Here is a 13262-nt window from a genome sequence, read left to right on the forward strand (position 1 = left end):
CTCCAATAGCGCGCATTGAGCTGACTGGCTTAACCCTTCCGCAAGTCAGCCTCTTGCCACCAGTGCCCATTTGATAGACAACCCCTCTTAATGCGGAATCCGGCCGATCTTGGCCATTTGCCGCGCTGAGACGCGGCTTCCGGCTCTTGCCGACGTGCCGCAATCGGATAGGCGGAAAACTAGAATGTCTGCGATCGAAGCCGACGCTCGCGCGCCGGAAAACCTTTGGCGTCGGGAAATCAGGGCGATGCTGGCGCTCGCCTGGCCGATGGTGCTGACCAATCTCGGCCAGACCGCGATGACCGCTACCGACGTCATGATGATGGGGCGGCTGGGGCCGGACACGCTGGCCAGCGGTGCGCTTGGTGCCAACCTCTATTTCATGCCGCTGATCTTCGGGCTCGGTCTGATGCTGGCGACCTCGCCGATGATGGCGACCGAGCTCGGCCGTCGCCGCCACTCGGTGCGCGACCTGCGCCGCACCGTGCGCCAGGGCCTGTGGCTGTCGATCCTCATCTGCATTCCGATCTGGGTCTTTCTCTGGCACGGCGAGAGCGTGTTGCTGGCCATGGGTCAGGAGCCGGCGCTGGCGCACCAGGCCGGCGTCTATCTGCGCTGGCTCGAATGGGCGGTGCTGCCCTTTTTCGGCTACATCGTCCTGCGCTCGTTCATTTCGGCGCTGGAGCGGCCGGGCTGGGCGCTGATCATCGTCTTCGTTGCCGTCGCCTGCAACGCCTTCTTCAACTGGCTGTTCATGTTCGGCAATCTCGGCATCCAATCGATGGGCATTGCCGGCTCCGGCCTTGCCACCACACTGTCCAGCACATTGATGTTCGCCGGCATGGCGGCGGTGGTGATGCTTGAGAAGAAATTCCGGCGCTATCGTCTGTTCGGACGCTTCTGGCGGGCCGACTGGCCGCGCTTCAAGGGCCTGCTGCAGCTCGGCCTGCCGATCGCGGGCCTGCTGGCCTTCGAGGTGACGATCTTCAACGCGGCGGCCTTTCTCATGGGCCTGATCGATGCGGCTTCGCTTGCCGCCCATGCGATCGCCATCCAGATCGCCTCGATCACCTTCATGGTGCCGCTCGGCCTCAACCAGGCGGTGACGGTGCGCGTCGGACTTGCCCACGGCGCCGGCAATCCGGAAGGTGTCAGCCGGGCTGGCTGGACCGCCTATGTCGTCGGTGTCTCCTTCATGGCGCTGATGGGGCTGGTGATGATCCTGTGGCCGCATCTCCTGATCGGCGCCTTCATCGACCTGGGCAATCCGGCTAATGCCGAGGTGGTGGCGCTTGCCGTGTCGTTCCTCGCTTTTGCCGCGCTGTTCCAGGTTTTTGACGGCGCGCAGGCGGTCGCCAGCGGCATGCTGCGCGGCCTGCACGACACCAAGGTGCCGATGATCTATGCCGCGATCGGCTATTGGGGCATCGGGTTGCCGCTCGGCGTGCTGCTGGCCTTCCGGTTCGGCTTCAATGGCGTCGGTATCTGGATCGGCCTGTCGTCGGGACTGGCGGTGGTGGCGGCGCTCTTGCTGGGGCGCTGGCTGCGGCGGGACAGGATCGCGCCGCCGCTGGTATTCGAGCGTTGAGGCAAAGCGGCTGCCGGTTCGTCTGGTGGTCGTCGTGTCCTGCCATTGTGGCAGATTAACCGGCATCTCCAGACCGGCTCACGAAACGTCCGATATGTGCCATGAGCGGAGCTTAGACTAACACCGAGGCAATGGACGTCTCACTAGGGGACGTGAGCGGCCTGGCGGGTTTCGGCCGGGATTGCGATAAGCCGCCGTTCTTAATCGGCGGCGGTGTTGGCTCTTACAGCGTTCCCGCATCGGCCCGTCGAACGAGTTCGTCGACCACCAGACGGACCCTCGGGAGCATGGTACGGGTGGTTGGCCAGACCGCGTTCAGTGGCGATTGCACCTGGTATTGATCTGGCAGCACTACGGCCAGTTCACGCCGATCGATGTAAGCCTGGACAAGTGACTGCGGCATTTGACATAGGCCGAAACCGGCAACGGCCATTTCGATGACCACCTCGCCGTCGCTTGCTTGGTGAGTTGCCGGCGGGTCAAAAGACTGGACACGACCTTCCTCATCGAGAAAGCGCCAGGAAACTGGTCGGCCAGGCCGGCTTCCTAGAATACAGGCATGGTGGTGAAGGTCACTCTGGCTCACCGGCGTGCCAGACGCTTCCAAATAACTGGGCGCCGCACAAAGGAGAAGGCGTTGTGATCCGAGCGGCCGGGCAGCAATGTCGGTTCGATCCGGTAGCTCACCGAACCGAAGGCACAGGTCTACCCCTTCCTCAACAGGATCGATGATCCGATCCGAAAAGCTGGCGGCCAAGCGCAGATCCGGGTGTGCCGTGAGGATGTCCAGCAGGATCGGCATGGCGATCCGACGGCCAAATGCCGCCGGTAAGTCCACACGCAGCACACCCCGCACCGTGCTTGCCCTCGAGCGCGCAACCTCCTCCGCTGACCGTAGCTGATCAAGGGCGGCCTCGGCTTGCTCGAGGTACGCCGCGCCCTCGGGTGTTAACGACAGTCGACGTGTGGTCCGATGCAGCAGCTTGACGCCAAGCCGACTTTCCAGTTGTGTCACCGATTTAGCGACCGCTGACTTGGTGATGCCGAACCGAGCAGCCGCCGCAGTGAACGATCCGGATTTCACCACGCTGATGAAGACTTCAACGCCAGCAAAGGTGTTCGTGGGAGCCATCTGACGCGCCTCAATTGACAACCTCAAATCTACGATCTGACGACCTGCAGCGCAATTGTCTCCGAAACGCTGCGCGGCCATATGTGCTCTCTGTCCAAGGAGTTGCAGATGTCCCGTTTGTTCGACCCGTTGAGGATTGGTGCGATTGAGCTGCCGAACCGCATCATCATGGCCCCACTCACCCGCAAGCGCGCTGGCGTCGATCGCGTGCCGAATGCCATGATGGCAGAATACTATCGGCAACGGGCCGGCGCGGGCGTGATCCTGAGCGAAGCGACCTCGGTGTCCCCACAAGGCGTCGGTTACTGGGGGACGCCCGGTATTTGGAACAATGCCCAGGTCGAAGGCTGGCGGCACGTCACCCGGGAGGTTCACGAAGCCGGTGGCCGCATACTCCTGCAGCTCTGGCATGTTGGCCGCATATCCGACCCCGAACTCCTCGAAGACAGGCTTCCGGTGGCACCGAGCGCAATCGCCGCGGCTGGTCACGTCTCGGCATTACGACCCAAGCGGCCGCATCCTGTTCCACGTGCTTTGGAAACAGAGGAAATCCCCGGCATCGTCGATGACTTTCGACAGGGCGCCGAGCGTGCGAAGGCGGCTGGTTTTGATGGGATCGAGTTGCACGCCGCCAATGGCTATCTCGTTGACCAGTTCCTGCAGGACAAGACCAACAAGCGCACCGATCGCTATGGCGGCTCGGTCGAGAACCGCGCCAGGTTCCTCCTCGAGATCGTGGATACAGTGATAGAGGTGTGGGGTGCTGATCGTGTCGGCGTGCATCTCCGACCTCGGGGCGAGGAGCATGATATGGGAGACAGCAATCCCAAGGCGATCTTCGGCTATGTTGCCGACGAACTTGCCAAGCGGAAGATTGCCTTCATCTTCGTCCGCGAGATCGAGGCCGAAGACAGCCTGCTCGGTGAGATCAAGCGACGGTTCGGCGGCCCGGTCATCGCCAACGAGCTTATGACGAAGGAAGACGGGGAGCGGTTTATCGACACCGGCATTGCTGACGCCCTGGCATTTGGTCGAGACTACATAGCTACTCCCGATCTCGCCGAGCGTCTTTGGCAGGGCCTGCCTCTGAACACACCGAACAAGGACACGTTCTACGGCGAAGGCCCTGAGGGTTACACTGACTATCCGAGGCTCTCGCCGATACCTTGAGAGGAGGTCCGCTTAAATTGGTCTCAGCACTGAAAGCGGCTGGGCAGCTTCCCATCAAAGTCCGATCTTGCGACACAGTAAGACCGTCGAGTGAAGCGGTCATCTGTTCGCCGCGGATGACCGCTCCAGCGTCACATTTCAGTTCGTTCTGCCAGGAGCAGCGCGTCTTCGAATGGGATCGACAGCCGACAGATTACCAAACTTCTCGGCCAGAGGCACAAAGCAGTCATGCGCGCCTTCACCTGGGAGAGCCTGCTCGGGGTCAAAAATTGACGAAGGCTAACGTCGTCAAATGACCCAAACAACATGCGCCCCCTCAGCGGGCAGCCGCCCGCTGTTCGAGCGAACGTGCGTATTGCGTCAGCGGAAAGCACATGACGAAGAAGATCAGCGCTACCAGCCCGTAGACTTTGAACGGTTCGAAGGTCGCATTGTTGATCGCGTTGGATGTCCTCACCAGCTCCTCGAAACCGATGATCGAGGTCAGCGCGGTCGACTTGATCAACTGCACCAGAAAGCCGACGGTCGGCGCGCGGGTGATCGAAAACGCCTGCGGCAGGATGATCAGCCGGAGTTCCTGCAGATAGTGCAGGCCGAGGCTGGCACCGGCGTCCCACTGGCCGCGCGGCAGTGCGTCGACGCCGCCGCGCCAGATCTCGGCGAGATAGGCGCTGGCAAAGAAGGTCAGGCCAAGCACCGCCGCGGTCCACGGCTCGATGCGCAGGCCCAGCATCGGCAGGCCGAAGAACATCAGGAACAGCTGCATCAGCAGCGGCGTGCCCTGGAAAAGCGCGATGTAGCCGGAGGCAAGCCGCCGCGCCCATTTATTCTTGGCGATCCGGAAGAACAGCACGATCATGCCGACCACGGCCCCGCCGACAAAGGCGGCCAACGACAAGAGCACCGTCCAGCGCGCCGCCAGCAGCAGGTTGCGCAGAATATCCCAGAAGGTGAATTCGATCATGACACGCCGGCTCCGAGAAGCCGGCGCCCGCCGCCGACCAGCAGCCGGCGCAGCCCAATCGACAGGATGAGATAGACCATCGTCACCACGAAATAGGTCTCGAAAGCCCGGAACGTGCGCGCCTGCAGCATGTCGGCTTCATAGGTCAGCTCGCGCACCGCGATCTGCGAGACCACGGCGGATTCCAGCATCATGATGACGATCTGGCTGGTCAGCGCCGGATAGATCACCTTGAGCGCCTGCGGCAGCACGATCTTGATGAAGACCTGACGCGGCCTGAGGCCAAGCGCCAGTGCCGCTTCCGTCTGCCCGGGCGGCACCGCGTCGAGCCCGGCGCCGACGATCTCGATCGTATAAGCGGCCATGTTGAGCGTCATCGCCAGCATGGCTGCCAGCACCGGATCGAGCCTGACGCCGATGCTGGGCAGCCCGAAGAAGATGAAGAACAGCTGCACCAGGAACGGCGTGTTGCGGATTACCTCGACATAGACGCCGATCGCCCGCTTGAGCAGCAGCGGGCCGTTCCGCCGCCCGGCGGCGCCGAGGATGCTGAGCAACGTTCCCGCCAGCGTGGTCACGGCGATCAACAGGATCGTCGTGGCCGCGCCGTGCGCGATCGCCCCTGTCGCCCCGGCAAGCCAGCCGAAGTCGAGGCTATAGGTCACCGGCGATCAATCCTTGAGATTGGCGGGATCGAGCGGTGTCTTCAGCCAGGCCTTCGAGCTTTCGTCGAGTTTGCCGTCGGCTAGCATCTTGGCAACCGCATCATTGATCGCTTGCTTGAGGCGGTCTTCCTTCTTGTTGAGGCCGATATGCGAGGGCGAGGTGAGAAGCTGGAATTTCTGCTCCGGCTTCAGCGCCTCCTGGCGGGCGAGCACCTGGGCGCCGACATCGTTGCCGACCACCATCAGCTGGGTCTGGCCCGAAATGAAGGCCTGGATGACGGAATTGTAGTTGTCGAAGCGGCGGATGTCGGCCGAGGCCGGTGCCGCCTCGGTCAGCGAGGTGTCCTCCAGCGTTCCGCGATTGACGGCGATCGACTTGTCGGCAAGGTCTTCCTTGCCTTTGACCGCAAGTGCTGCCGGGCCGATGACGGCGATGTAATAGGGCGCGTAGGCGGCGGCGAAATCGATCACCTGCTCACGCTCCTTGGAATAGCCGACGCTCATCAGCAGGTCGACGCGCTTGTCGGTAAGATACGGAATGCGATTCTGGCCGGTCACGCTGACCAGATTGAGCTTGACCTTGAGCTGGTCGGCGATGGATTGCGCGACATCGATGTCGTAGCCCTTGATGCTCATATCGGCGCTGGCCGAGGAGAAAGGCGGGAAGTCGGAAAAGATGCCGACATTGATGGCGCCGGCCTTGGCGATGTCGTCGATCGCGTCGGCATTGGCGGCCTGGGTGGTGAAACCAAGGCCAGTCGCACCGAGCATCAGCACGGCGGCGATGGTTGATTGAAGTTTCATGTGAAGTGTCATTTTTATTCCCCTGCTGGAAGCTTGTTTGTTTGAGTGCAACCGCCGGCTCCAGCGCGGCGGTCGCCTTTGGATTCTCTAGTGGACCATGATCTTCTCTCCGAAAACCGGTTCCCACTTTCGGGATCATGGTCGAACGCGTCAGCCCGCCTTAGTGATTGCCGGGCTGAAGACCATCAGGCTGAGGATCTCGAACAGCACCTGCGCGCCGGCATGCGCCGTGTTGGTGGTTGCGTCGTATTGTGGTGCCACCTCGACGACGTCGCCGCCGACGATGTTGAGGCCCTTCAGGCCGCGCAGCAGCTCGAGCACTTCGCGCGTCGTCAGCCCGCCGACTTCCGGTGTGCCGGTGCCCGGCGCGAAGGCCGGGTCGACGCTGTCGATGTCGAAGGAGACATAGGTCGGGCCGTCGCCGACTATCCTGCGCGCCTTCTCGATAATGGCGGGGATGCCGAGGCCGGTCACCTCTTCGGCATGCACCACGGTCATGCCGGACTCATAGGTGAACTCCCAAAGGTACTCGGCCGAGCCGCGAATGCCGATCTGGATAGTGCGGCTCGGGTCGAGCACGCCGTCCAGCACTGCGTTACGGAACGGCCCGCCATGGTGGAACTTGGTCATGTCGAACAGGCCGCTGGTGTCGCAATGAGCGTCGATATGGATCATGCCCACCGGCGCCTTCTTGCCGACAGCCTTGAGGATCGGGTGGCTGATCGAATGGTCGCCGCCGACAGATAAGGGCAGCACGCCGGCGTCGACGATCTGGTTGGTGCGGCGTTCGATGTCGTCATGGCTGGTCTCCAGCCGGTAGCGGCTCTGGAATGGCACGTCGCCGATGTCGGCGACCTTCAGCTCATGCGTCGGCGCGCATTCCAGCACATGATTGTAGGGGCCGATGCGCTCGATGGCGCGCAGCGCCCTTGGCCCGAAACGGGCGCCCGGCCGGTTGGTGACGCCCAGATCCATCGGCACACCGATCATCGCCACCTGAAGATCGCCGAAATCCGGATTGTCGGGGGCGATTTCACGATAGGGCGCCGCGAGGAAGGTCGGAATGCCGGAATAGGGCGCCAGCCGCGTGCCGCTCTTGGAGAAGATCTTGTCGGCGACACGCTGGAATTTCGGGTCGAACATTTCGCCGCCGTGGCTCTCGCCGTATTTGCGGCGCAACGCTTCGAGCTTGCCGCGGTCGTAACCCATGTCGGTCCTCCATGGCTGGTGAAGCGCGCGGACGGCGGCCTCGATAGCCGCAGCCGTCGGCTGCCTGCAGCTTTCACGTCTTGATGCAATGCCTGGGCAAAGTGTCCTGTAGCTGCATTGAAAAATCAATTGATATTGTTAAGGTGTTTGTTGTGAGAAAATCTCACAGAGTTCAGGTTCCAAATGGCCAAGCGTTTGCCACCGCTCAACCCGCTGCGCGCCTTCGAGGCGACGGCGCGCCACGCCTCGCTGAGCAAGGCGGCGGCTGAGCTCAACGTCACCCATGGCGCCATCAGTCATCAGATCAAGGCGCTCGAACAATCGTTGGGCATCAAGCTGTTCGAGCGTTCCGGCCAGCGGGTGAAGCTGACGCCGCACGGCGCCGAATTGCTGCCGGCGGTGTCGACCGCCTTCGACGGCATTGCCGCCGCCACCCAGCGCATGACACGGCCGGCCAGCACCGGCGCACTGTCGGTATCCTGCGTGCCGGCGCTGCTGTTGCTGTGGATGATCCCGCGGCTGGGCAGCTTCACTTCGCAATATCCGGATATCCGGCTGACGCTGATCCCATCCAATGATGCCAAGGACGTCCGCGCACCGCATATCGATGTCTGCGTGCACTATGGTGACGGCAGCTGGACCGATTGCTGGATGCGCAAATGGTCGGGTCTCGAACTTTTCCCGGTGGTCAGCCCGACGCTGATCAACAACCGCCCGATCCGCACCGTCCGCGACCTCGCCGATCACGTCTTCCTGCATGGCGACGACGGCCGCGAATGGCACACCTGGCTGGCTGCCGCCGACGCGCTAGACCTGGAGCGCGGCCGCCGCCACCATCTTGGCGACGCGCGCATGGCGACCGAGGCCGCGGTCCACGGCCATGGCGTGGCACTGGGCGACACGGTGACCGCAAGCGGACTGCTCGCCAGGGGCCTGCTTGTCGCGCCATTCAGCCTTTCCGTGCCGGCGGTCGACGATTTCTACGTCGTCTGCCGCAATGAGATGCGGTCGGCGCCGATCGTGCAATTGTTCATCGACTGGCTGTTTGCCGAGAAAGAGCAGGCCGACCGCCGCGCCGATGCGCCGGTGGCGGGCCGCATCGGCACTCGTCGCAAGCGTCCGGCGCTCAAGGTGGTCGGCGCCAAGACCGCATCCTGAGGTCGAAACTGCCGTGGGCGCCGCTTGCCGCAGGGGCTTCTTTTTGTCGGGCCAGTCCGCAAAGCGGGAGGCGCTTTCAAAAATTCGATGCTAAGAGGCATTTGGAGCAATTCCGGGAAAAGTGCGCAGCGGTTTTCCGTCCGGAATTGCGCTAGACAAAAAGCTAGAGCGAGCAGCGAAGGCGGCATTGAGAGATGGCAAAGACCGATATAGCGCGGCGCGTCTACAACCACACCTGGAAGCTCGACCCGATCGTCCGCAGCTTGCTCGACACCGATTTCTACAAGCTTCTGATGCTGCAGATGATCTGGGGCATGTATCCCAAGGTCGACGCCACCTTCTCGCTGATCAACCGCACCACGTCAGTCCGCCTTGCCGAGGAGATCGATGAGACGGAGCTGCGCGAGCAGCTCGACCATGCCCGTACCTTGCGTTTCTCGAAGAAAGAGATGATCTGGCTCGGCGGCAACACCTTCTATGGCCGCAAGCAGATCTTCGAACCGGAATTCCTCGCCTGGCTGGAAAATTTCCGGCTGCCCGAATACGAGCTTTCCAAGCGCGACGGCCAATACGAACTCGCCTTCAGCGGTCCGTGGATGTACACGACGCTGTGGGAGATCCCGGCGCTGGCAATTATCAACGAACTGCGCTCGCGCGCGGCCATGCGGGCGTTCGGGCCGTTCGCGCTCGACGTGCTCTATGCCCGCGCCAAGGCCAAGATGTGGGCCAAGACCGAGCGGCTGAAGGCGCTGCCCGGCATCCGCATCTCGGATTTCGGCACCCGCCGCCGTCATTCGTTCCTGTGGCAGCGCTGGTGCGTCGAAGCGTTGAAGGAAGGCATCGGCGAGGCCTTCACCGGCACTTCCAATGTGCTGCTCGCCATGGACAACGATCTCGAGGCGCTCGGCACCAATGCGCATGAACTGCCGATGGTGTTCGCCGCGCTCACCAATTCGGAAAAGGAATTGAAACAGTCGCCCTACAACGTGCTGCAGGACTGGCAGCGCTACTACGGCGGCAATTTGCTGATCGTACTGCCGGACACCTTCGGCACCGCGGCTTTCCTGCGCGATGCGCCGGACTGGGTCGCCGACTGGACCGGCTTCCGCCCCGACAGCGCGCCGCCGATCGAGGGCGGCGAGAAGATCATTTCCTGGTGGCGCGAAAAGGGCAAGGACCCCAAGCAGAAGCTGCTCATCTTTTCCGACGGGCTTGAGGTCGAGACCATCGAGGAAACCTACCGCCACTTCCGCGGCAAGGTGCGCATGTCCTTCGGCTGGGGCACCAACCTGACCAACGATTTCGAGGGCTGCGCGCCGACCGAGACCAACCGGCTAGACGCCATCTCGCTGGTCTGCAAGGTCACCGAAGCCAACGGCAGGCCGGCGGTCAAGCTTTCCGACAATCCGGCCAAGTCGACAGGCGACGAGAACGAGATCGAGCGCTATCTGCGCATCTTCGGCCAGAAGGACCGCGTGGAGCAGCTGGTGAAAGTGTGAGGGGCGGAGGGCTTCTTGGATAGGCCGAGTTCCGTCGCGCCCCCCTCTGTCCTACCGGACATCTCCCCCTCTAGGGGGGAGATCGGCAGCTCCAGCCCCGTCGCCTTATTTTACAGCATTGGAGACTGGCGAAAGCGTAGGCGAAACCCAATCTCCCCCCTTGAGGGGGAGATGTCCGGCAGGACAGAGGGGGGCGCCGTAGAGCGCCATTGTCACCGGTTGGCCCTCGTCGCTTCCCTGGCATTCCCATCCACCCCCGCCTTCGCCCACGCCTCCGACCGCGGCCACGTTCTGCTCCTCCCCACCGGCTACTACGTCGCCGGCGGCGCGCTCGCCGTTGCCGCCAGCTTCCTGATCCTGGCTCTACTCCCGCCGGACTCCCTCGACCGCTTCTGGCGCAAACGCCTGCCGCTTTTCACCTTCGGCGACGGGGCGCGGACTGCCGTCAGCCTGCTATCCTTTGCCGGCTTTGCAATTCTGATTGCCGCCGGCCTGTTCGGCAGCCGCGACCCGCTTTCCAACCCGCTGCCGTTGACCATATGGACATTGCTCTGGGTTGGCCTGGCTCTGTTGCAGGGGCTCGCCGGCGATCTCTGGTCGTGGCTCAACCCCTGGTACGGGCCGTGCCGCGTCGCCTCGCGCCTGTCCGGCGGAACGCAGCCGTATCTGCTCCCCCGGTGGCTCGGCTATTGGCCGGCTTTCGTGCTGTTCTTCGCCTTCGCCTGGTTCGAGCTGATCGACCCTGCGCCCGACGACCCGGCGCGGCTGGCCTGGGCCGCCGGCCTCTACTGGCTGCTGAGCTTCGCCGCCATGCAGGTCTTCGGCTATCGCGACTGGAGCCTGCGCGGTGAGTTCCTGACTGTGTTCTTTTCGATGGCCGCGCGCTTCGCCATCGTCGAGCGTAGTGCAGACGGCCGGCTCAAACTCTGCTTGCCGGGCGCCAAGCTACTTGGTGCCGCGCCGCTACCGCTCAGCGGCGTCGCTTTCCTGCTGCTTGCGCTGTCGTCTGTGTCCTTCGACGGCCTGTCGAAAACCTTCTTCTGGCTAGGCGGGTTCGGCATCAATCCGCTGGAGTTTCCTGGACGCACCGCTTTGATCGGCATCGGCAGTTTCGGCCTTGTGCTGAGCTTTGCCGTGCTTGCGGCCGTGTTCGCGCTTGCTGTCTTTCTTGGCCAGCACCTTGCCGGCAGCAAGCATTCGCTCGGTCACGCCGCCGGGCTTTTGGTCTGGTCGATTGTGCCGATCGCGCTCGCCTACCACTTCGCGCATTATCTGACGGCGCTGCTGGTCGACGGCCAATATGCGATTGCCGTTCTCTCCGACCCGTTTGCGCTGGGCTGGAACCTGTTCGGTACCGCCGACATGTCAATTGAAGCCGGCGTCGTCGCCGGCGCCGGTTCGGCGTGGTGGCTGTGGAACCTCCAGGCCGGCGTCATCATAGCCGGCCACATGCTTGCTGTGCTTGTCGCCCATGGCTTGGCCTGGCGGCTGCATCCCGTTCCGGCTCGCGCCACGCTCAGCCAGTTCCCGCTCACCGTGCTGATGATCGCCTATACCGTCCTCGGCCTGTGGCTGCTTGCGACGCCGAGCGCCGGATGAACGAGGTGCGCGATGGCCGTCGATCGAGCCTTGGGGAAAGCTCGCTTGCCACGTCACAGCTTTGGTGATTTAGTTTGTACACATGCAATTTTCGGCCCTCTTAACAAGAGTGGCCCGCCTCGCTACAGCCATTGGTCAAAGCTCAAAAACAAGGGGAACTGCCGTGACTGACAAGAATGGGTTTTTCGATCTCTCCAGATCCGCTCTCACCCGCCGCACGGCGCTCAAGGGGCTGGCCGCGGGCGCCGGCCTCGCCGTCGCGCCTGGGTTCGTGCGCTATAGTCAGGCGCAAAGCTCGGCGCCGATCAAGATCGGCTTCCAGTGCCATCGTACCGGTATCGGCGCCGCCTATGGCCGCTGGTACGAGAAGACCACGGCGGCTGCAGTCAAGGCGATCAACGATGCCGGCGGCATCAACGGCCGGCCGGTCGAGGTGATCATCGAGGACGACGGCACCGATCCCGGCCGGGGCGCCGAAATCGTCGGCAAGTTCGCCTCCCAGCACAAGACCGACATCGTCTACGGCACGCTGTTTTCGCATGTTGTCATCGGCTCGGCGCCGGCCGCCGGCGAGGCCAAGATGCCCTATTTCGTCGTTAGCGAAGGCCACCACGTCGCGTCGACCAAGTTGAACCGCTACGTCTTCCAGCCCGGTATCACCGATGTGAAGAGCCAGATCCAGTCGATGGCGCCGTGGATTGCCGCCAACGCCGGCAAGAAGGTGACGCAGATATTCCCCGATTTCGCCTTCGGCTATGACCATCGCGACTACCTGCCGCCGGCGCTGAAGGCGCAAGGCGCCGAGGTTATCGCCCAGATCGCTATTCCGCCGACGGAATCCTCCTTCACCAAATATTTCCCGCAGATCCCCGCGGAGACCGAGGTGATCTACCACGTCATGGTCGGCCCGGCGGTGCTCACCTTCGTCAAGGAGCTCGGCGAGTTCTACGGCTCCAATCGGCCGCAGCTGTTCGGCTTCATCGATTCGCTCGAAGCCACCGACATCAACAGCCCCGGCCTCGAATTCCTCGACGGCAGCCATTTCTGGGAAGGTTCGCCGCGCTATGCGCAGCCCGATGACTCCCCCGCACAGAAGGCCTACCGCGCCGCCGTCGGCATCGACGACAATGGTGCCGCCGTCGGCGATCCCAAGGACGTCTCCACCGCGGCGCACATGTTCGGCTGCTGGGAAACGCTCTACGTCGTCAAGAAGGCGATGGAGGATGCCGGCTACAAGGGCCCGGAAGACCGCGCCAAGCTGGTCGAGGCGACCGAGGCGTTGACCGAGTTCGCCGAGGGGCCCGAGCATCCGCAGGGACCGAAAACCTTCAACGGCAAGATCCACCAGTGTTTTGGTATCCAGAACATCTCCAAGGTCGAAGGCGGCCGGCTGAATGTCGTCCACAAGACCAAGATCGAGGACGGCCTCTACGAGCCGGAAGGGGATTACACCACGCAGGCGCTGTGAGCTTGG

Annotated in this window: 11 protein-coding genes; 6 read left to right on the plus strand and 5 right to left on the minus strand. The window is 63.0% G+C overall.

The window, feature by feature from the left end:
* Window positions 1-184: 184 nt before the first annotated feature.
* The gene (locus AC0L2Y_RS13780; RefSeq protein ID WP_473556883.1) at window positions 185-1588 is read left to right on the plus strand and encodes an MATE family efflux transporter; all 1404 of its coding nucleotides are present in this window, start codon (window positions 185-187) and stop codon (window positions 1586-1588) included.
* 223 nt (window positions 1589-1811) lie between these two features.
* Here the strand turns inward: AC0L2Y_RS13780 and AC0L2Y_RS13785 are convergent, their stop codons facing one another.
* Entirely contained in the window at window positions 1812-2801 is a 990-nt protein-coding gene (locus AC0L2Y_RS13785; RefSeq protein WP_352711633.1) for a LysR family transcriptional regulator, read from the minus strand.
* A gap of 27 nt (window positions 2802-2828) precedes the next feature.
* Between AC0L2Y_RS13785 and AC0L2Y_RS13790 the strand changes: the two genes are divergently transcribed.
* Entirely contained in the window at window positions 2829-3890 is a 1062-nt protein-coding gene (locus tag AC0L2Y_RS13790; protein WP_473556886.1) for an alkene reductase, read from the plus strand.
* A 316-nt stretch (window positions 3891-4206) separates the two neighbouring features.
* Here AC0L2Y_RS13790 and AC0L2Y_RS13795 read toward each other — a convergent pair whose 3' ends face one another.
* From AC0L2Y_RS13795 to speB, 4 genes are all read right to left on the minus strand, one after another.
* A complete protein-coding gene (locus tag AC0L2Y_RS13795; protein ID WP_292662377.1) occupies window positions 4207-4854 on the minus strand; it encodes an amino acid ABC transporter permease in 648 nt (215 codons plus the stop codon).
* Entirely contained in the window at window positions 4851-5519 is a 669-nt protein-coding gene (locus tag AC0L2Y_RS13800) for an amino acid ABC transporter permease (protein ID WP_473556889.1), read from the minus strand. The genes AC0L2Y_RS13795 and AC0L2Y_RS13800 overlap by 4 nt, the downstream gene beginning before the upstream one ends.
* A gap of 6 nt (window positions 5520-5525) precedes the next feature.
* Window positions 5526-6335, minus strand: a complete 810-nt coding sequence (locus tag AC0L2Y_RS13805; RefSeq protein ID WP_473556890.1) for a transporter substrate-binding domain-containing protein — start codon at window positions 6333-6335, stop codon at window positions 5526-5528.
* Window positions 6336-6473: 138 nt separating this feature from the next.
* Window positions 6474-7532: an agmatinase gene (gene speB, locus AC0L2Y_RS13810; RefSeq protein ID WP_473556893.1), complete on the minus strand. Its 1059-nt coding sequence runs from the start codon at window positions 7530-7532 to the stop codon at window positions 6474-6476.
* Between the two features lie 183 nt (window positions 7533-7715).
* Here speB and gcvA point away from each other — a divergent pair, with 183 nt between their 5' ends.
* The 4 genes from gcvA (at window position 7716) to AC0L2Y_RS13830 (ending at window position 13256) form a co-directional block, all read left to right on the plus strand.
* Window positions 7716-8690, plus strand: coding sequence for a transcriptional regulator GcvA (gene gcvA, locus AC0L2Y_RS13815; protein WP_473556895.1), 975 nt, complete (start codon window positions 7716-7718; stop codon window positions 8688-8690).
* 194 nt (window positions 8691-8884) lie between these two features.
* A complete protein-coding gene (pncB, locus tag AC0L2Y_RS13820; RefSeq protein WP_473556898.1) occupies window positions 8885-10189 on the plus strand; it encodes a nicotinate phosphoribosyltransferase in 1305 nt (434 codons plus the stop codon).
* Between the two features lie 171 nt (window positions 10190-10360).
* A complete protein-coding gene (locus AC0L2Y_RS13825) occupies window positions 10361-11788 on the plus strand; it encodes a hypothetical protein (RefSeq protein ID WP_473556899.1) in 1428 nt (475 codons plus the stop codon).
* A gap of 163 nt (window positions 11789-11951) precedes the next feature.
* Complete coding sequence (locus AC0L2Y_RS13830) at window positions 11952-13256, plus strand: ABC transporter substrate-binding protein (RefSeq protein WP_473556901.1); 1305 nt, start codon at window positions 11952-11954, stop codon at window positions 13254-13256.
* The last annotated feature ends 6 nt before the right edge of the window (window positions 13257-13262 follow it).

This window comes from Mesorhizobium sp. WSM4830, assembly GCF_055811495.1.

Bases quoted from the DNA above. Each gene is read 5' to 3' on its own strand.
- AC0L2Y_RS13780 (WP_473556883.1), top strand. From the start codon at position 185: ATGTCTGCGATCGAAGCCGACGCTCGCGCGCCGGAAAACCTTTGGCGT.
- AC0L2Y_RS13790 (WP_473556886.1), top strand. From the start codon at position 2,829: ATGTCCCGTTTGTTCGACCCGTTGAGGATTGGTGCGATTGAGCTGCCG.
- gcvA (WP_473556895.1), top strand. From the start codon at position 7,716: ATGGCCAAGCGTTTGCCACCGCTCAACCCGCTGCGCGCCTTCGAGGCG.
- AC0L2Y_RS13785 (WP_352711633.1), bottom strand. From the start codon at position 2,801: ATGGCCGCGCAGCGTTTCGGAGACAATTGCGCTGCAGGTCGTCAGATC.
- AC0L2Y_RS13795 (WP_292662377.1), bottom strand. From the start codon at position 4,854: ATGATCGAATTCACCTTCTGGGATATTCTGCGCAACCTGCTGCTGGCG.
- AC0L2Y_RS13805 (WP_473556890.1), bottom strand. From the start codon at position 6,335: ATGACACTTCACATGAAACTTCAATCAACCATCGCCGCCGTGCTGATG.
- pncB (WP_473556898.1), top strand. From the start codon at position 8,885: ATGGCAAAGACCGATATAGCGCGGCGCGTCTACAACCACACCTGGAAG.
- AC0L2Y_RS13825 (WP_473556899.1), top strand. From the start codon at position 10,361: ATGTCCGGCAGGACAGAGGGGGGCGCCGTAGAGCGCCATTGTCACCGG.
- speB (WP_473556893.1), bottom strand. From the start codon at position 7,532: ATGGGTTACGACCGCGGCAAGCTCGAAGCGTTGCGCCGCAAATACGGC.